20 protein-coding genes are annotated in these 17,835 nt (G+C 31.6%); 7 read left to right on the forward strand and 13 right to left on the reverse strand.

Features of this window, described 5'->3' with window-relative positions:
• Window positions 1-17 precede the first annotated feature (17 nt).
• From ACFS5M_RS11140 to ACFS5M_RS11180, 9 genes are all read right to left on the reverse strand, one after another.
• Window positions 18-842 (reverse strand): ABC transporter permease, encoded by an 825-nt coding sequence (locus ACFS5M_RS11140; protein ID WP_183488551.1) that lies wholly within the window; start codon window positions 840-842, stop codon window positions 18-20.
• Between the two features lie 25 nt (window positions 843-867).
• Entirely contained in the window at window positions 868-1,764 is an 897-nt protein-coding gene (locus ACFS5M_RS11145) for an ABC transporter ATP-binding protein (RefSeq protein WP_183488549.1), read from the reverse strand.
• Between the two features lie 100 nt (window positions 1,765-1,864).
• Complete coding sequence (locus tag ACFS5M_RS11150; protein ID WP_183488547.1) at window positions 1,865-2,380, reverse strand: IS1096 element passenger TnpR family protein; 516 nt, start codon at window positions 2,378-2,380, stop codon at window positions 1,865-1,867.
• A gap of 38 nt (window positions 2,381-2,418) precedes the next feature.
• Window positions 2,419-3,435: a COX15/CtaA family protein gene (locus tag ACFS5M_RS11155; protein WP_183488545.1), complete on the reverse strand. Its 1,017-nt coding sequence runs from the start codon at window positions 3,433-3,435 to the stop codon at window positions 2,419-2,421.
• A 2-nt stretch (window positions 3,436-3,437) separates the two neighbouring features.
• Entirely contained in the window at window positions 3,438-3,890 is a 453-nt protein-coding gene (locus tag ACFS5M_RS11160; protein WP_183488543.1) for a GNAT family N-acetyltransferase, read from the reverse strand.
• Window positions 3,887-5,311: a CCA tRNA nucleotidyltransferase gene (locus ACFS5M_RS11165; protein ID WP_183488541.1), complete on the reverse strand. Its 1,425-nt coding sequence runs from the start codon at window positions 5,309-5,311 to the stop codon at window positions 3,887-3,889. Before ACFS5M_RS11165 ends, ACFS5M_RS11160 begins: the two co-directional genes overlap by 4 nt.
• A 14-nt stretch (window positions 5,312-5,325) precedes the next feature.
• Window positions 5,326-5,886, reverse strand: a complete 561-nt coding sequence (locus ACFS5M_RS11170) for an L-threonylcarbamoyladenylate synthase (protein WP_183488539.1) — start codon at window positions 5,884-5,886, stop codon at window positions 5,326-5,328.
• A gap of 6 nt (window positions 5,887-5,892) precedes the next feature.
• Entirely contained in the window at window positions 5,893-6,846 is a 954-nt protein-coding gene (locus ACFS5M_RS11175) for a hypothetical protein (protein ID WP_183488537.1), read from the reverse strand.
• On the reverse strand, window positions 6,836-7,951 hold the full coding sequence (locus ACFS5M_RS11180; RefSeq protein WP_183488535.1) for a glycosyltransferase family 4 protein: 1,116 nt from the start codon (window positions 7,949-7,951) through the stop codon (window positions 6,836-6,838). The genes ACFS5M_RS11175 and ACFS5M_RS11180 overlap by 11 nt, the downstream gene beginning before the upstream one ends.
• A gap of 96 nt (window positions 7,952-8,047) precedes the next feature.
• Here ACFS5M_RS11180 and ACFS5M_RS11185 point away from each other — a divergent pair, with 96 nt between their 5' ends.
• A complete protein-coding gene (locus ACFS5M_RS11185) occupies window positions 8,048-8,806 on the forward strand; it encodes a lipopolysaccharide kinase InaA family protein (protein WP_183488533.1) in 759 nt (252 codons plus the stop codon).
• A 1-nt stretch (window position 8,807) separates the two neighbouring features.
• On the opposite strand, the gene ACFS5M_RS11190 is transcribed toward ACFS5M_RS11185, so the two are convergent.
• A complete protein-coding gene (locus tag ACFS5M_RS11190) occupies window positions 8,808-9,563 on the reverse strand; it encodes a glycosyltransferase family 2 protein (protein WP_183488531.1) in 756 nt (251 codons plus the stop codon).
• Window positions 9,564-9,588: 25 nt separating this feature from the next.
• Window positions 9,589-10,653, reverse strand: a complete 1,065-nt coding sequence (locus ACFS5M_RS11195; protein ID WP_183488529.1) for a glycosyltransferase family 9 protein — start codon at window positions 10,651-10,653, stop codon at window positions 9,589-9,591.
• 93 nt (window positions 10,654-10,746) lie between these two features.
• Here ACFS5M_RS11195 and ACFS5M_RS11200 point away from each other — a divergent pair, with 93 nt between their 5' ends.
• Window positions 10,747-11,505 carry a glycosyltransferase family 2 protein gene (locus ACFS5M_RS11200; RefSeq protein ID WP_183488528.1) on the forward strand — a complete coding sequence of 253 codons (759 nt, stop codon included), beginning with the start codon at window positions 10,747-10,749 and terminating at the stop codon, window positions 11,503-11,505.
• Here the strand turns inward: ACFS5M_RS11200 and ACFS5M_RS11205 are convergent.
• Together ACFS5M_RS11205 and ACFS5M_RS11210 are read right to left on the reverse strand one after the other, a co-directional pair.
• Window positions 11,494-13,362, reverse strand: coding sequence for an LTA synthase family protein (locus tag ACFS5M_RS11205; RefSeq protein ID WP_183488526.1), 1,869 nt, complete (start codon window positions 13,360-13,362; stop codon window positions 11,494-11,496). The two genes, ACFS5M_RS11200 and ACFS5M_RS11205, sit on opposite strands and share 12 nt — an antisense overlap.
• A gap of 10 nt (window positions 13,363-13,372) precedes the next feature.
• The gene (locus ACFS5M_RS11210; RefSeq protein ID WP_183488524.1) at window positions 13,373-14,188 is read right to left on the reverse strand and encodes a 2,3,4,5-tetrahydropyridine-2,6-dicarboxylate N-succinyltransferase; all 816 of its coding nucleotides are present in this window, start codon (window positions 14,186-14,188) and stop codon (window positions 13,373-13,375) included.
• A 335-nt stretch (window positions 14,189-14,523) separates the two neighbouring features.
• Between ACFS5M_RS11210 and ruvX the strand changes: the two genes are divergently transcribed.
• From ruvX to mazG, 5 genes are all read left to right on the forward strand, one after another.
• Complete coding sequence (ruvX, locus tag ACFS5M_RS11215; RefSeq protein ID WP_183488523.1) at window positions 14,524-14,934, forward strand: Holliday junction resolvase RuvX; 411 nt, start codon at window positions 14,524-14,526, stop codon at window positions 14,932-14,934.
• Between the two features lie 157 nt (window positions 14,935-15,091).
• Window positions 15,092-15,670, forward strand: a complete 579-nt coding sequence (locus ACFS5M_RS11220; protein ID WP_183488522.1) for a T9SS type A sorting domain-containing protein — start codon at window positions 15,092-15,094, stop codon at window positions 15,668-15,670.
• A 117-nt stretch (window positions 15,671-15,787) separates the two neighbouring features.
• Window positions 15,788-16,378, forward strand: coding sequence for a peptide deformylase (gene def / locus ACFS5M_RS11225; protein WP_183488521.1), 591 nt, complete (start codon window positions 15,788-15,790; stop codon window positions 16,376-16,378).
• 54 nt (window positions 16,379-16,432) lie between these two features.
• Entirely contained in the window at window positions 16,433-16,849 is a 417-nt protein-coding gene (locus ACFS5M_RS11230; RefSeq protein WP_183488520.1) for a DUF5606 family protein, read from the forward strand.
• A 78-nt stretch (window positions 16,850-16,927) separates the two neighbouring features.
• Entirely contained in the window at window positions 16,928-17,701 is a 774-nt protein-coding gene (gene mazG, locus ACFS5M_RS11235) for a nucleoside triphosphate pyrophosphohydrolase (RefSeq protein WP_183488519.1), read from the forward strand.
• Window positions 17,702-17,835: the final 134 nt, after the last annotated feature.

Genomic DNA, 17,835 nt, shown 5'->3' on the forward strand with positions numbered 1-17,835 from the left:
AATAGCTATCAAAGATATTATAAATCTCGCTGTTTTAATAATCTATAAGACAAAAAGATGAAAAGAGACGTCCAAATTAACACTATACCTATTTCATGCCAATGTACTGCATAGTCATAAGCTATTTCAGATTTGTCTGGAAACTTAGTCATTACAATTCGTTGAATAGGTTGATCGATTAGCTTATACATTGATTTTAATGGAAAGAAATTTTGAATTTTTTCTGCAAATTCATAATTAGTTTGCCAAGTTAATAACCCTAAAATGATATATTCTAAAATGTATAAAATAAAAAGAAATGCTAGAGCAAAAGCTGACCGTTTTACAAGCATACCAAAGAATAAACATAGGCTAAAGAAGCCGACTAGTTTAACAAAGTAGGCTAATAAAAAATTGGTTTCTCTAAAGATGATGCTTGCTTCGGTGTAGCTTGAATAATATAAGCCAATAAAAAATGAAGCTAATGCAATTAACAGGGTTGCAACAAAAGAAAAGAAAACGATGGTGTAGAATTTAGATAGTATAAATTCTTTTTTACTCAAGCCATCTATAAGGTTTTGTTTAATGGTTTTGTTGCTATATTCATTACCAATCATACTGACCACTACAATAGCAAAAAAGAATTTGAATTGTGAAGCAAAAAAGGTAGTAATATGCCAAATAATAGGAAAATTAAAGATGCCTAATTCACCTAATTCTAAGGTGAAAAAACCAAAAAAATTGATTTTTATAGATGAGAGTATTAAAACCGTAAATGGCAATACAAAAGACACGAATATAAGTATTTTACTTACTCTATTATGAAGCAATTTTTGTAATTCTAAGCTTAAAAGTCGTAACATGAGATTGGTTTTTTGATGAGATGAATTAGTTGTTGTCTGTAAGCTGAAGGAATTGTTCTTCTAAACTTTCTTTACGTTTAACGAGGTGAGATAAAATGATGCCTTTATCAAACATGAGTTTGTTAAACGTTGTGGCATCCATAGGCTCATTTAAAAATGCTGTTAATAAATCATTTTCAACTTTTATGTTTTTGAAAGCTGAATTATTTTCTAATAGATTTAGTAATTCATCATGCTTTTCGGCTTTTAATTCAAAAAAACCATGACTAGAAATCATTTCATCAACACGACCTGAATATAATTTTTCACCTTTACGAAGTACGACAACATGAGTACATACTTTTTCAACTTCATCTAGTAAGTGAGAGGCTAGAAGTATTGTTGTGCCATTGTTTGCAATGTCTTTTATGATTTTTCTAATTTGATGAATCCCTTGAGGGTCTAATCCATTTGTGGGTTCATCAAGAATAAGTATTTCAGGGTCGTTTAGTAAAGCTGAAGCGATTGCTAAACGTTGTTTCATGCCTAAAGAATAGGTTTTAAATTTATGATCTTTTCTATCTAATAACCCAACAATATCTAGTTTTTCTTCAATTTTACTATAATCTACACCTTTAATTTTGCAGACTAGTTTTAGGTTTTGAGAGGCAGTCATGTAAGGGTAAAAGTTAGGACGCTCGATTATTGCACCAACTTTTTTTAAGGCATCATGAGTGGTTACGCTTCCGTCAAACCATTTAAAATCGCCTTGAGTTTTATTAACAACATTTAAAACTATACCTAAAGTTGTCGATTTTCCGCTTCCATTTGGTCCTAAAATACCATAAACGTTTCCTTTGTTAATGGTAAATGAAAGATCTTTTACTGCTGTGAGATAACCAAACTTTTTAGTCAGGTTATTTATGGTAAGAATTGATTCCAATTGAAATAATGATTGATTAGTTATATGTAAGACGAGCTTGGCTGAAAATTGTTACAATGGTTCAGCTTAAATTCAAAAACAAGTAAAAATGGTCTGGTTGTTAATTCCAGTTTTCGTTAAAGTCCATGTTGTCATAATCTTCAACGTCATAGCCATCATCAAACTCATCAAACTCTTCTTCATCCTCACTTTCAAAATTTTTACTTGGCGCTTCATCAGGAATTTGGCCATGTACAAACATGAGGTTCGGATAGTCTGCACCTTCAGCTTCTTCTACTATTTCAGCTAATTCAACATAAAAAGTCCACATGTTCAAGAAATCGTACACATAAATTAATTTTGTTTGCATTTCATGTACGACATCATTAAGCGTGGTTTCATTCATTAGTCGAATAGAACTGTTGCCTTCACTTACATCAAACATCGAGATTTCTTCGCCTTGTTCCCAGATGTCATTACTCACATAAAAGGATGCCATTTCAAGACCATCAAATCCAAAAGATTGTGTGATAATATTATGCAAGTCTTCTAAAGAATCTGTTTCACGAATTTCTAAATCACGAAAGATATCTTCTTCAGTATCATTATCTAGTATAACTCTAAATCTGTAAATCATGTTGAATAATTATAATACAAAGGTATGATTTTTTTGAATTATTTACTGAAACGATGCAGTGTAAATGTCATCGCGCTTAATAAGAAAAAAGCACCAATTTGATGTGTTACACCTAACCAAACAGGAACTCGAAGAACTATGGTTAAAACGCCTAGTAAAAATTGCAATACCACTAAAATCATTAAGCTATTTATACCGAAGCTTTGAGGATGAGTTAGATTTAAGTTTCTAGATTTTTTCCAAATTATACAGACCATAAAAACCACTATATATGCTAATATTCTATGCACAAATTGAACGCCACTTCTACCTTCAATAAAATTTTTGTAAATCGGGTGGTGTTCAATATAAACCGTTTCGTGCATGAATTTACCTTCGCTCATCATTGGCCAATGGTTGTGAATAAATCCTGCATCTAAGCCAGCAACAAAAGCGCCATAAATAATTTGAAGCAGTAAAACACCTAAGCCCACTCTGACTAGCGTTCTAAAACGTTTGTTAATGTCTTTTTTATTAGGAAATATTAAATCTAATGCGACCCAGAAAGTGTATGCAAACGTGATAAATGCCGTCGTTAAATGTGCTGCTAATCGATAATGGCTCACATCTGGATTGTCCACTAAGCCACTTTTTACCATATACCAACCTAAAAATCCTTGAAAGCCTCCAAGAATTAATAGTACAATTGATTTTTTTATAGTAGGTTTTGTGAGCTGTTTTGTGATAATAAAGTAAAGAAACGGAAGAAAGAATACGATACCAATAAAACGACCAATGACACGATGTAACCATTCCCAGAAATAAATGTCTTTAAAATCTTCAAGAGAAAAATGATTGTTTAGTTTTTGATATTCAGGATACTGCTTGTATAAGTCGAAAGCAGCTTGCCATTCAATATCATTCATTGGAGGAATTGTTCCAGAAATCAGTTTGTAGTTAGAAATTGATAATCCAGAATGTGTCAGTCTTGTTATACCACCAACAACAACCATGATAAAAATTAAAACGCATCCTGTTAATAACCAATAAATGACTTTTTTGTTATCTTTTTTCATAATTAACTCAATTCTTTTTGAAAGCAAAGACTATTTTCAATGGTCTTGTATTGGCCATAGTTTGGAATGCTGTAATAATTATTTTTTTTATAAAATTGAACAGCTTCAGTTTGGCGAATGCCAGTTTCTAAAACACAAGAATTAAAGCCTAATTCTTTTGCCCACTCTTCTAAAGCTTTAAGGATTTGCGATGCTACACCTTGACAGCGAGTTTCAGGTAAAGTAAACATGCGTTTAATTTCTACAGTGTTTTCATCAAAACCTTTAAAAGCACCACAACCTACAGGTTTTTGATTTACATAAGCAACAATAGTATGTTGTAAAGCTTCAATGCTATTAAATTGATTGTAAAAATCATGTTCATCACCATCTGTAATCTTTAAATAGTTGTCTAATTTTTTAACCAATCTGATGAAGTCTATATGGCTCGAATTGGTTCTTACGATAGTCATCATGATTCTGAATTTACTTTTAACCCTAAACGTTCGCCTTCTTTTAGCATAAGCTGATATGCTGCATCAAATTCATTAGGAATAATGCCTTCTAAAATAGCTTCCTTAATAGTTTCTTTAATGATGCCTATTTCTTTGGAAGGTTTTAAGTTGAAAGTTTTCATAATTTCTTCACCAGATACTGGAGGTTGAAAATTACGAATTTGGTCTCGAGCTTCAACTTCAATAATTTTTTGACGAACGATTTTAAAATTGTTGTGATATTTTTTAAACTTACTAGGGTTTTTTGTCGTGATATCTGCTTCACACAGCGTCATTAAATCATCAACATAATCGCCAGCATCAAAGACTAATCGTCTTACGGCAGAATCTGTAACAATATCATTAGCCAATACTATTGGACGCGAACTCATAAACACCATTTTTTGAACAAATTTCATTTTGTCATTTAAAGGCATTTTTAATCTTTTAAATAAATGATATACCATTTTCGAGCCTTCAAATTCATGCGTGTGAAAGGTCCATCCAACTTTTTTGCTAAATCGTTTTGTTGGTGCTTTCCCAATATCATGAAGTAAGGCAGCCCAACGTAACCAAAGGTTGTTTGTATGTTGTGCGATATTATCGACCACTTCTAAAGTGTGATAAAAATTGTCTTTATGTGTTTGGCCTTCAATTTCGTCAATACCTTTAAGAGCTGTAAGTTCAGGCATGATATGTTGTAGTAAACCTGTTTGTTCTAGAAGTAAAAATCCAATAGATGGCTTTTCTGCTTCTAGGATTTTATTCAGCTCTACCACAATACGTTCGTTCGTAATAATTTGAATACGTTCATGATTTTTTGAAATCGCGTCGAGTGATTCTTTTTCAATTTCAAAATTGAGCTGAGTTGCAAAGCGAATGGCACGCATCATTCTTAAAGGATCATCGCTATAAGTGATATCTGGATTTAAAGGCGTGCGAATGATTTTATCTTGTAAATCTTGAACACCATGAAAAGGATCAAGAAGCTCTCCGAAGTTACTTTCAGAAAGATCTAAAGCTAATGCATTAATGGTAAAATCACGACGGTTTTGGTCGTCTTCTAAAGTGCCATTTTCAACAACAGGATTTCTACTGTCTTCATTATAAGATTCTTTTCGTGCGCCAACAAATTCAATTTCTATGTCATCGTAACGCAACATGGCTGTTCCGTAGGTTTTGAATACTTGTACTTTTGGATGATTGGGTAAATTTTTAGCAACTTGCTTAGCGAGTTCTATACCACTTCCAATAGCAACAATATCTATATCTTTTGCTGAACCACGTTGTAAAATAAAATCGCGTACGAAGCCACCAATGACATAAGAATCTAATTTTAACTCTTTTGCTGAATGCGAAATAATTTTAAAGATGTTATGCTGTAATGCTTGCTTGTAGTTCATTGTTGTTTGCCCACTTACTCACGAATAATTTTGACCACACCATTACTACTCAACTTTATTATTGATGATGGTTTAGTCATTTTTTTGTCGTGCTGCAAATTTACAACATAGTCCACACCTTTTAAAATGTCTTGGCTGATTTCTTTAAAGGATTTTGGAGTAGGAGCGCCACTAATATTAGCAGATGTTGAAACGATGGCACCATTTAGTTTTCTACAAAGTTGATAGCAAAATTCATCATCAGGAATTCGAATAGCAATGGTCTTATCTTCTGCAATTAAATTTTCTGCCAAATTTTGAGCATCATCATAAATAATAGTGACTGGGTCTTCGGCAACATCAAAAATGTTTTGAGCCACTTCTGGAATGTTTTTGACATACTTTTTAAGCATGCGATCATCAGCTACTAAGCAAATCATCGCTTTGGTTTCAATGCGTTTTTTAAGGGTATAAATTTTAGCAACAGCTTCGGCATTATTGGCATCACAACCAATTCCCCAAACGGTATCTGTAGGGTAGAGTATGAGTCCACCTTGCTTTAGCGTTTCAACAGCATTTTTGATTTCGGTATGCATTATTAATTAACTTAAAATGGTTTTAACCCAATTGGTGTAATGGTATTTTTGATAAATTGATTCTGGCAAAGCTTCGTATGGTGTTTTAAAGAAAGCCTCAGGAATATCAAAAGCCTTAACGTCTTCTATGACAAAAATGTTATTAGGATTATAGAAGTCATAAGTTTTAATGTCTTTGTTGGTCGTGATTATTTTTTTTTCAAAAAATAAGCTTTCAAAAACCCGAAAGGTTAAGCCGTCTTGCACACCATATTTATGAATATCAACAATGCTATGAGTTTGTTTTAAGTAGTCTAAAACTTGAGCATTATTTTTTCTTTCTTTTATGAAATGAATTAAATCTGATTGTGTGTCTTTATCTGATTGCACTAAAAACTGATATGAGATATGTTTCTCTTTAAATTGAGCTGCTAATTTTTCAAGTGTTTTAAATCGATAATCTTTAGACATTATCGTAAAAGCCATATAATTTGGAGCGTTTTTTTTATATTCTTGATTGAGATAAATAAAATTAGGAATAAAGTGTAGGTTGTAATCTTTTACGTCTTTTCTTTCATAAGAATACACTTTGTCAAAAAAATGAATGACCTCTTTTTTTCTTGGGATGTTATTTATAGAATCGTGATAATAAGCAATGAAGTTATTCGTGTTATTTTTTAGTGTCGTAAGTTGAGAATCGAAAAACAAGTCAGGTCTAACTACCAATGTGTAATCATACGTTTTATCTTGTAATTCTTTAATAACAGGTTGAAGCTGGTAAAAGTTTTTTAACTTTTTTTTAGTTAGTAGTTTGTAAATGCCTGCATATATTTTCTGAAAAATATGCTTGTATTTATAGCGCTTTAACAAAGCAATATTATAATAATCGACATGAGTGTATTGATTGTTGAATTCGTCCTTTATGCAATCATAATAACCACTTAAATCATAGGTAATAAATAGTACTTTTTTATCTGTCATAGCGTTCAACAACCTCTTTTAATTCATCATACATCTTTTTAGAAATCACATCTTTAGTAAAATTATCTAATAAAAATTGATAACCGTTTGTCGTAAATTTCTTTTGAAGTCCAGCGTCGTTAATGAGTAGTTCTACTTTATCTGCAAAATCTGTTGGGTTCGCAACTTCTGCTAAAAGACCAGTTTCATTATCGACAATAACTTCAGGAATTCCACCAGCATTAGCAGCTACAATAGGAATTTTACAGGCATAAGATTCTAATAAAACACCTCCAGTTGGTTCGTTGTCTGAAGTGAATAAAAACAAATCAAATTCTGGTAAAACTTCTGGAATATCATTTCTAAAACCAGAAAAGATGATGTGATTATTCAGGTTTTTATCAGCAACATATTTTCTAATATCATCTTCTAGTTCCCCTTCTCCAATAAGTATATATTTCGCTTTAATGGTGTTTCGCTTTACTAATTTTTCAACAGTATCGACCCAAGTGTAATGGTCTTTAAACCCTGAAAACGCTGCGATATTACCAATAATTTTATAGTCAGAAGGAATGTTGTATTCTTTATGTAATAAACCATTCTTCTCCTTTTTTGTGAATTTATGAATGTCTGTAACACTACCAACCACACACATTCTACTATGGTCTTTAACCGCAAATTTTAAAACATCGACAACAGGTTGTGAAACACAAATAATCTTTTTTATGCCTTTGTAGTTATACTTCCATGTTCTGAGCATATTAGAATCGACACGTCGGATTAGTGTTCTACAAAGCACTAAAGGTGCAGGAAGCTTATAAAATAAATGAGATAAAACAGCAATGGTATGTGCCTTACTGCTATGAATAAAAACGACATCTATGTTTTTTTCTTTGACTATTCGAGCCAATTTTTTTGCCAAACCAAAATCATATTCACTTTTATAATCCAAACCAATAACCTGCATGTTTTTGTTTTTGGCAACATCATAAATAGGAGTGTTGTTGGCACAAACGATATACTGATCTTCAACATAATTCTTCTCTTTAAAAGCCTCGTATAAATATATTATTTTTTGCTCGTGACCTCTCCAAACACTAGATACAGTGATTTGTAATACTCTCATAAATGTAATTTATATAATAGCTACAAAGTAATAAAAACATTTATTAAGAACTTATTTTTTTAGGATTAAAACCTATAAATATTGTAATATTACAGCATGAAATCTGTTTTTCAAGACATCTATAGAAAACATCAACAAACATTAGACCATTTCATTACTAATTTTAATGATTTAGGCGAGCAATTTGGTGAAGCAGATCGAAATGCTATCAAATTATTTGATTTAGAAGGCGAAACGATTAATATTAAATCGTTTAAAGTGCCAAACATCATAAATCAAATTGCATATAAGTTTTTTAGAAAAAGTAAAGCGGAACGTTCGTTTACCTATGCTAATAGGTTAACAGATTTAGGAATCGGTACACCACAACCTATTGCTTACTATGAGTTTACTACGCCTTTTTTATTTAAAAAGAGTTATTACATCAGTGAACATTTGGATTGCGACTTAACCTATAGAGAACTCACCAGAGATTTAAACTATCCAGATCATGATCGTATCCTAAGGGCTTTTACGAGGTTTACTTATAAGCTACACGAAAACAATATTAACTTTTTAGACCATTCGCCGGGAAATACGTTAATTAAAAAAGTAGGTGATGCGTACCAGTTTTATTTAGTGGATTTAAATAGAATGGAGTTTAAGCCCATGGATTTTCAAACGAGAATCAATAACCTTAAACGCCTTACTGTACATAAGTCTATGGTTGAAACTATGAGCGATGAATACGCTAAAGTTTCAGGAGAAGACTATCAGAAAATATTTAATTTAATGTGGCAACTCACTGAAGATTTTCAGGAAAAATTCCACAGAAAAAAAAGGTTAAAAAAGAAATTAAAGTTCTGGAAATCATAAATTATTCTCTTCCTTTCCGAAGCAGCCACAACTTTACATAGCGCATAAAAACTACATAGGCTTGTACGCAACCAATAGTAAACCCTACAACACCATCTCTAAATCCGCTTTGTATAATGTAGTGTTTAAAAAAGCCCCAAAAAGGTTTAATTACAAAGTGATAAGGCGTTAGCGTTCCTGTTTTTTTATCGTAATCTTTTGCTTGCCACCACGCGTAACGATTCATTTTTTCAAGGTACTTATCAAAAGTCACATAGGTATTATGGTAGAGCTTGTTTTTAAGTTTACCAACGGTTCCATTAGTAATAATTTCGGCATGTACATGTTTGTCTTCATAGGTGCAAAAATCACGTTTGAATAAACGAATTACACTATCGTTTCGCCAACCACTGTAGTTGACGCGTTCGCCCATGAAATGATTCATTCTCCCAATCCAATAGGCCACGTGCTCTTGGCTTGGCTGTTCAAGAATCTCCAAGATTTCTTCTTTTAATTCTGGTGTGACACGCTCATCAGCATCAACCAATAAAATCCATTCATGTGTGGCTTGAGGAATAGCCCAATTTTTTTGAGATGCCGAATATTGGTATTCTCTTCTAATAACTTTGGTTGCTAATGTTTGGGCTTTTTCAAAAGTGCCATCTGTACTAAAACTATCAACAACTAGAATTTCATCAGCAAAACTAACCGAAGCGATAACGGCTTCAATATTATGAATTTCGTTTCCTGTTGGAATTATGGCAGTGAGTTTAGTCATTCGTTATATATCGTGTAAGATGTTGTTATTTAGAAATGGTTTTAAAAAATATTTTAAGCTGGTCTTCAATCAAGTGAATAGGATATTCTTCAAAATATTTAAAGGTATGCTCTTTTATATATTTTTCATCAAACTCATCGTATATTTCAGGCTTCAAATCCTTTAAATGAATAGATATATTTTCTTCATCTTCAAAAATTTGCCAAGTTTCTTTATCCACACTAGGTGAAAATAAAGAAAATGTAGGAACTTCTAAAGCTTTAGCCATATTAACAGCACCTCCTTCGTTACCAATTAAAGCGTCACACTGAGATAATAACCCTAAAAACCCTCTAAGCGACTTCGCATACGTATCAAAATAAATATGGTCTTGAGTGGCTTTCTGACATAAGTTATAAAGCTTTAAAGCGTCTTCTTTTTGGTTTGGAATATAATTAAATAATAAAGACGCATCAGTCTCCTTAACTGTTGTGTCGAGCAGTTGAGCCATACGTTCTAAAGGATAGATTTTATACCATTCACTGCCTAAAATACCAATCATAAAAATGGGTTTGTTTTGTGGAATATGCGCTGCTTGTAATAGTTTTTTTGCTGAAGAAATCTCTGCTTCAGATAAGAATATTTTAGGTTTAAAATCGGTAATTTCCTCTTCAATGATTGGCGTTAATAATCGCAATCTGTTTTCAATAGCTAAGCCATAATCACTCTTTGTTCCGTTAGGAAGACGTTTAATATTGTGAGTGTAGAACAGGTTAGAGTAACCTTTGTGATAAGATATTTTATATTTAGCGCCAGAAAAAAAGGTAATTAAATTTGTTTCTAACTTGCTGTATGCATCAATGACAATGTTGTAATGACGCTTTCTAATCTTAAAAATAAATTTGAAAAGCGAGCCATAATTTTTTCTAGTTGCTTCATCTAAAACTATAATGTTGCTTATGGAAGGATTTTCTTTTAAGACATCAACAGAATTGCTATAACACATAAAATCTATTTGCGCATCAGGATATTTTTTTTTCAAACTATTGGCTAAAATAGTGGTTGTTAAAACGTCTCCAATACGTTTCTGTTGAATGATTAAAATCGTCATTTATTAATGATTAGTACTCTTAATTACAGCTGTAAAAGTAATCATAAAAAATGAAATAAAAACTGTATTTTTGTTCCTTAAAACAGCAGGTTTATGAGTATTAGCGGACTAGTAATTACTTTTAATGAAGAAAAAAATATAGGAAACTGTATTGATGCTTTGTTTAAAGTGTGTGATGAAGTCATTATAGTCGACTCATTAAGTAAAGACAACACAGTTGCTATTGCTGAAAGTAAAGGTGCAAAAGTGATTTCTCAAGCTTTTTTAGGTGATGGTCCACAGCGAACACATGGGCTTCAGTATTGCAAAAATGAGTGGATTTTAAACTTAGATGCGGATGAGTTTTTAGATACTGATGCTGAAGCTTTTATTTTGAAAAAAGACTATTTAAAAGGCGATTTTGATGCCTTTTCTTTTCGAGTTAAAAACTTTTTAGCAGATGAATTAATAGATTTTTCTGGATGGTATCCAGATCATAAAGTACGTTTTTTTAATAAAAAGACTGCGACACCTTCAGAGTCTAAAGTCCATCAAAAAATTATAGCAACAAACGAAAAGAAAGTTGCAGTGCATATTCTGCATTATGGTTGGGATTCTTTAGAGCAAATTGTCGCTAAGAAAAATCAGTATTCTACGTGGCATGCTCAACAACTCTTTAATCAAGGGAAACGTATTAATAGCTTCAAGCCTATTTTAAATGGAACAGTTGCTTTTTTTAGATGTTATTTCTTTAAAAAAGGAGTTTTTAATGGTTTGGATGGCATTACCATTGCACTAGTACAAGCTTTTTTTTCGTATATGAAATATGCTAAACTTCTAAAATTACAGCGTCAAGAAAAACTACAGCGTTAAGTTATTGTCAATCATACGTTTATTAAAAGATTGAATGTAACCTTTAATAAATGTTTCTAATTGAATCGCTTTATTAGGGTATTCCTTAATAATATTATGTTTCATTAATTCATCCTCTTTAATATTGTAAAGTGCTAAAGATTTGGTTCCAGAAAACGCTAAATAATAATCTCCTATAATTATATGGTATATGTTGTCTAAATAAAAGACCACATAATCACCTTCCGAAGTATACGATTTCCCGTAACTAATCACTTTTGCATTAATCCCTAAATACTCAATTACAGAAGGCATAATATCTAATTGTTGAAAGTTTTTTAAACTTTCCCCTTTTAAATCAGAATTAGAAGGGTCAAAAAATAAAATCGGAATTCGAAACTTTCCAACAATAGTTCTAAACACATCAGATGTTGGATTAACTGATGTATGGTCTGCTGTAACGACAAATAGTGTATTGTTATACCATTCTTCTTGTTGAGCTGCATTAAAAAATTGTCTTAATGCATAGTCTGAATAAGCAATAGATTCTTGAATATCTGTGGTGCCTTTAGGGAATTTTCCTTTATATTTTTCAGGAATAGTATAAGGGTTATGTGATGAAATTGTAAAAACTGTACTAAAAAAGGGCTGTTTAAAAGTACTTATTTTTTTATTGAAGAATTGTAGAAACTCTTCATCAAAAACGCCCCATTTGCCATCAAAAGATTCTGGACCTTCGTATTCGTCTTTTCCAAAATATTGGTCAAAGCCAGCGACATTACAATATTGGTCAAAATTTTGGCTTCCGTTAAAAGCACCATGAAAGAAAGATGTGTTATAGCCATTGTCTTTAAGTATTTTAGGTAAACCATAAATATTATTTAAAGAATAACTAGAGGTAATAATAGATTGATTTGATAATGAAGGAATACTAGACAAGGTTGAAGGGACAGCATCTATAGAGAGTCTGCCATTAGCAAAGCCATTTTTAAAATAATAGGATGTGGTAATTAGAGAATCTAAAAAAGGTGTTTGCCCTATGTTTAAGTTTTCTCTACCAAAACTTTCTAAAATAATGATGACGATATTTTTATTATTAGGTTTATGTTTTGGGGCAATATGCTGAATTGGGCTGTAGATACTATCTAATTCTTCAGATGAATAGTATTCTAATTTTTTTAATGCTTCATCTTTTCCTATGGTTTTTAGAATGCAAAACGGTGTATTTAGTACTAAAGCCGAATGATTAATAGCGCCATAGTTAGCAGCATCAACTACACGTAACGGTTTTTTTTGAAAACCACCTCTTCCAAAAAGGACTAAGACGCTTAAAATTAAAAGGCATAAACCTGCTTGCTTCAATCCAGTAATTAATGTGATTTTTTCACTTTCTGATGAAGGTTTTAAATTTGGAAGGGCCTTCCAAAAGACAAGACCTAGAATCACAGCAATAAGAGGTAAATACCAAAACTCAAGTAAAAAAGAAAGTATTAATCCGCCAATTTCATTTTCCATGCCTTCAGCAGTAATCATACTATAAGAGCTTCGTCTTCCAGTAAAATCATAATATTTAAAATCAACAAAATTGGTAATGATAACCAGCATGTTAACAAAGAAAAAGGCAGATTTTAAAACCTTTTGATATCTAGGTTGATATTTAAAATTTCCTGGAGCTAAGTGTAAAATGGCAAAAACAATATTGATATATGCAATAACAGAAAGGTCAAACCTTAAACCTCCTTGAAATACATCAAAGCTTAGATTGTTAAATGTCTTAAAGTTGAAGTATAAAAATAAGAGTCGACATAGTTGGTATGATACGATGACCCAGAAAATACGCTTAAAAAAGAGCTTAAGGCTTTCAATGTAATTAGACATATAATAGAAATTAAACAGCTACATCATATTCACGTAAAGCATCGTTTAAAGATGTTTTTTTATTGGTGCTTTCTTTGCGTTTTCCAATAATTAAAGCACAAGGGACATTGTAATTTCCAGCAGGAAATTGTTTGGTATAACTGCCAGGAATGACAACCGAACGTGCAGGAACAACACCTTTCATTTCTTTAGGCTCTGGACCTGTAACATCAATAATTTTTGTACTCATGGTTAAAACCACATTCGCGCCTAATACTGCTTCTTTTTCAACTTTCACGCCTTCAACAACAATACAACGTGAACCAATAAAAGCTCCATCTTCAATAATAACTGGAGCTGCTTGTAAAGGTTCTAAAACACCTCCAATACCAACACCACCAGATAAATGCACGTTTTTGCCAATTTGAGCACAACTACCAACAGTTGCCCAAGTGTCAACCATAGTACCTTCATCGACATAAGCACCAATGTTTACATAACTAGGCATTAAAATCGTGCCTGAAGAAATATAAGCGCCATGTCTTGCTACAGCATGAGGCACTACACGAATACCTTTTTCAGCATACCCTTTTTTTAAAGGAATTTTATCATGATACTCGAAAATACCAACTTCAAAAGTTTCCATTTTTTGAATGGGAAAATATAAAACTACAGCCTTTTTTACCCATTCATTAACTTGCCAGCCTTGATTTGTAGGCTCAGCAACTCGTAAAGTTCCTATGTCGAGTAACTGTATAACTTCTTTAATGGCATTTATAGTTGGTTCTTCTTTTAGTAACTCTCTATTATCCCAAGCGGTTTCTATAAGTTGCTGTAATTTTTTCATCGAAAATTAGGTTTTTGGTGTAGTAATCATGCAAAGATAATTTTATTAAAATTTATTTTTAAAAAAATGTGACTTAAGTTCAGTTTTAGGGTCTTAATAATAGATGAATATGATAAAAAGGTTAATAGGTAGAGGGATTAATTAATATTATATCATCTTAAATATAAGTAACTCCGTGCTTATATGCCACTTTAGATTTTAGGAGGAATGAGTTAGAATGCCCTCTTTATATAAATCTATTTTAAAGTGAAGTCAATAAAACTCTCTTATTTTTATAAGAGAGTTTTTTGTTTCTACGACTTTAAAAACTATTAATAATGTTATTTTTGCAATTAATGGCAAGAATATTAGCAATAGATTTTGGTACTAAACGCACAGGAATAGCTATAACAGACGAGTTACAGATAATTGCGTCTGGCTTAACAACTGTAGAAACTAAAGCTTTAATTCCTTTTTTAAAGGCTTATTTTGAAAAAGAAGCGGTAGAGTTAGTTGTTGTAGGAGAACCTAAACAGTTAAATAATGAAGCATCTCAAAGCGAAAATGCCATTAGGTTATTTATTGAAGACTTCAAAAAAACATTTCCTAAGATGCCAATGCATCGTGTAGATGAGCGTTTTACTTCAAAAATGGCATTTCAAACTATGATAGATTCTGGATTAAGTAAAAAACAACGACAGAATAAAGCTCTTGTAGATGAAATAAGTGCAACTATTATTTTACAGAGTTATTTATACTCTAAATAAGTCATTTTTAACTGTTTGTTGTCGAAAATCGTGTATTTCATCGATAGAAAATGCATATCAATTCACTTTAACGAAAGTTTTTCTTACCACATCTAAAAAATTGATGATTAAATAGTTGCGCCTATATATTTGTCATCGAACCTCAAATTAAAAATATATGAAAAATTATTACTTATCAATGCTAGTCTTAGCATTATTTAGCTTAAACCAAGCTTTTGCACAATTTTGTCCACCAACAGGATTCGCTACACCATCAGAACTTTTCTTTATTTATGATGCAGGCACATCTCTTTGTGTAGATAGACCAACGACAGTAACTGTAGAAGGATCTACTTTTACTCAAACTTCTTGTAGTGATGAATTATCAGTTTATGATTTAACATCTGGAAGCCCTTTATCTGATCCAAATAATATTGCTGTTGATTTCGGATTTTCAATTTGTGAATATTCTGGAGGAACTTTATCAACTGAGCAATTTGAAATGATTTTCAAAAATATGCTTAAAGTTTACCCAAACCCTATTACACAAGGCAACGATTTAAATATCAAATTAGGAATAAATACTTCAGTAAAAGTAAGTGTTTATAGTGTTACAGGAAAGCAAATGTTAACAACAGATAACACAAATCTAAATAGCTTAACTGTTGATATATCAAGTTTAGAAAACGGGATTTATATTGCTCAAATCATAACTGATTTAGCTACAATCACAAGAAAAGTGATTGTAATGAAATAAAAATTTAAATTACCTTTTATAAAAAAACTCCTTCGTTTGTAGGAGTTTTTTTATGTCTTTTATTTAAATTAATACAGTAAGTATTGTACTTTTGCATGAAATTATTCAAGATATAATATGATTTTACCTATTGTTGCTTTTGGAGATCCCGTTTTAAAAAAGATTGGAAAAGATATAACTAAGGATTATCTAAAGTTAGATGAGCTAATTGCTAATATGTATGAAACGATGTATGCTGCTTTTGGTGTTGGTTTAGCTGCTCCTCAAATAGGTTTGCCAATACGTTTGTTTTTAGTAGATACAGCTCCTTTTGCAGAAGATGAGGTCTTTACTTCAGAAGAACAAGAATTATTAAAAGGGTTTAAAAAAACTTTTATTAATGCCAAGATAATAGAGGAAAAGGGTGACGAATGGGCTTTTAATGAAGGATGCCTAAGCATTCCAGATGTAAGAGAAGACGTGTTTAGAAAGCCTGAAATTACTATTGAATACTTTGATGAAAACTTTAACAAGCATACAGAAAAATATGATGGATTAATAGCGCGTGTTATTCAGCATGAGTACGATCATATTGAAGGTGTTTTGTTTACAGATAAGTTGTCTAGTTTAAAAAAGCGCTTAATTAAAGGCAAGCTTGCCAATATTTCTAAAGGAAAAATAAACGTAGATTATAAAATGCGTTTTCCTAATCAAAAAAAGAAACGATAAAATTTGTTTGGCATTATCAAACACATGATATTTGCCCACTTTAATAATTAATTTATGAGTTTAGATAAAGTTTTAGCAATTTCTGGTCGACCAGGTTTATTCAAATTAGTAACACAAACACGTAATGGTTTTATTGCTGAATCACTTTTAGATAGTAAAAAATTATCTGTAAATATGCAGCATAATGTGAGCGTTTTAAGTGAAATAGCCATTTACACTTTAAGTGAAGAATTACCTTTAAAGGACGTGTTGAATAAAATTAAAGCCAAAGAAAACGGCAAACAAACTTCTATAAGCCATAAAGAAAGTAAAGATAAGCTTGAAGAATACTTTTTTGAAATCTTACCAGATTATGATGAAGATAGAGTCTATGCAAGTGATATAAAAAAAGTGATTCAATGGTATAATTTGCTTGAGAAACACAATATGTTAAACTTTGATGAACCTGAAGATTCTACTGAAGAAGAATAACGAATTTGCTTAAAATATTTAAAAATCCAACTCTAGTAGTTGGATTTTTTGTTTGTACTTTTGCTTAAATTAAATACTATGAACACTAGAGAGATTCAACTTAAAGCCTTTGATAGATTGTTAACTATTATGGATGAATTGCGTGAGCAATGTCCATGGGATAAAAAACAAACTATGGAAACCCTTCGTCATTTAACCATTGAAGAGACTTATGAGCTTGGAGATGCTATTTTAGATAATGACTTAGATGAAGTAAAAAAGGAACTTGGAGATGTGTTATTGCATATTGTATTTTATGCTAAAATTGGTAGCGAAACTAAGGCCTTCGATATCGCAGATGTATGTAACAGTATTTGTGATAAATTAATAGATAGACATCCTCATATTTATGGAGACATTGTTGTTGAGAATGAGGAAGATGTTAAACGCAACTGGGAAAACCTTAAGCTTAAGGAAGGGAAAACAAGTGTTTTAGAAGGTGTGCCTAAGAGCTTACCTGCTTTAGTAAAGGCAAATAGAATACAAGATAAAGTTGCTGGAGTAGGGTTTGATTGGGAAGATCCTAAGCAAGTTTGGGAGAAAGTTGAAGAAGAACTTAATGAGTTTCAGCACGAAGTCAATGAGGGCAATCAAGAAGCTATGGAAAACGAATTTGGAGATGTGCTTTTTTCGATGGTTAATTATGCGAGGTTTTTAAATATTAGCCCTGAAAACGCCTTAGAACGTACAAATAAAAAATTCACAAAACGATTTCAATATCTAGAATCTAAGGCTAAAGCTCTTAATAAAAATTTAAAAGACATGACACTTTCTGAGATGGATGTGTTTTGGGAAGAAGCAAAGTTTCTTTGATTTTTTGAAGTATAAAAACTGAATATAAATATTTTTTTAGAGTCATATAATCCAAACTCACTTTTATAACGTATATAAATTAATGACACGATTTCATGAGTAGATTAATAGCAGATCAAAACCTTTTTGTAGTG

Origin of the sequence: Lacinutrix iliipiscaria (assembly GCF_042686125.1) — a bacterium.
GTDB lineage: Bacteria > Bacteroidota > Bacteroidia > Flavobacteriales > Flavobacteriaceae > Oceanihabitans > Oceanihabitans iliipiscarium.

What these genes read in the sequence shown, in the direction of transcription:
- ACFS5M_RS11150 (WP_183488547.1), bottom strand. Translation starts at nt 2,380, where the DNA reads ATGATTTACAGATTTAGAGTTATACTAGATAATGATACTGAAGAAGAT.
- ACFS5M_RS11165 (WP_183488541.1), bottom strand. Translation starts at nt 5,311, where the DNA reads ATGAACTACAAGCAAGCATTACAGCATAACATCTTTAAAATTATTTCG.
- def (WP_183488521.1), top strand. Translation starts at nt 15,788, where the DNA reads ATGATTTTACCTATTGTTGCTTTTGGAGATCCCGTTTTAAAAAAGATT.
- ACFS5M_RS11190 (WP_183488531.1), bottom strand. Translation starts at nt 9,563, where the DNA reads ATGACTAAACTCACTGCCATAATTCCAACAGGAAACGAAATTCATAAT.
- ACFS5M_RS11160 (WP_183488543.1), bottom strand. Translation starts at nt 3,890, where the DNA reads ATGATGACTATCGTAAGAACCAATTCGAGCCATATAGACTTCATCAGA.
- ACFS5M_RS11195 (WP_183488529.1), bottom strand. Translation starts at nt 10,653, where the DNA reads ATGACGATTTTAATCATTCAACAGAAACGTATTGGAGACGTTTTAACA.
- ACFS5M_RS11155 (WP_183488545.1), bottom strand. Translation starts at nt 3,435, where the DNA reads ATGAAAAAAGATAACAAAAAAGTCATTTATTGGTTATTAACAGGATGC.
- ACFS5M_RS11180 (WP_183488535.1), bottom strand. Translation starts at nt 7,951, where the DNA reads ATGAGAGTATTACAAATCACTGTATCTAGTGTTTGGAGAGGTCACGAG.
- ACFS5M_RS11170 (WP_183488539.1), bottom strand. Translation starts at nt 5,886, where the DNA reads ATGCATACCGAAATCAAAAATGCTGTTGAAACGCTAAAGCAAGGTGGA.
- mazG (WP_183488519.1), top strand. Translation starts at nt 16,928, where the DNA reads ATGAACACTAGAGAGATTCAACTTAAAGCCTTTGATAGATTGTTAACT.
- ACFS5M_RS11220 (WP_183488522.1), top strand. Translation starts at nt 15,092, where the DNA reads ATGAAAAATTATTACTTATCAATGCTAGTCTTAGCATTATTTAGCTTA.
- ACFS5M_RS11230 (WP_183488520.1), top strand. Translation starts at nt 16,433, where the DNA reads ATGAGTTTAGATAAAGTTTTAGCAATTTCTGGTCGACCAGGTTTATTC.
- ACFS5M_RS11210 (WP_183488524.1), bottom strand. Translation starts at nt 14,188, where the DNA reads ATGAAAAAATTACAGCAACTTATAGAAACCGCTTGGGATAATAGAGAG.
- ACFS5M_RS11185 (WP_183488533.1), top strand. Translation starts at nt 8,048, where the DNA reads ATGAAATCTGTTTTTCAAGACATCTATAGAAAACATCAACAAACATTA.
- ACFS5M_RS11175 (WP_183488537.1), bottom strand. Translation starts at nt 6,846, where the DNA reads ATGACAGATAAAAAAGTACTATTTATTACCTATGATTTAAGTGGTTAT.
- ACFS5M_RS11200 (WP_183488528.1), top strand. Translation starts at nt 10,747, where the DNA reads ATGAGTATTAGCGGACTAGTAATTACTTTTAATGAAGAAAAAAATATA.
- ACFS5M_RS11205 (WP_183488526.1), bottom strand. Translation starts at nt 13,362, where the DNA reads ATGTCTAATTACATTGAAAGCCTTAAGCTCTTTTTTAAGCGTATTTTC.
- ruvX (WP_183488523.1), top strand. Translation starts at nt 14,524, where the DNA reads ATGGCAAGAATATTAGCAATAGATTTTGGTACTAAACGCACAGGAATA.
- ACFS5M_RS11140 (WP_183488551.1), bottom strand. Translation starts at nt 842, where the DNA reads ATGTTACGACTTTTAAGCTTAGAATTACAAAAATTGCTTCATAATAGA.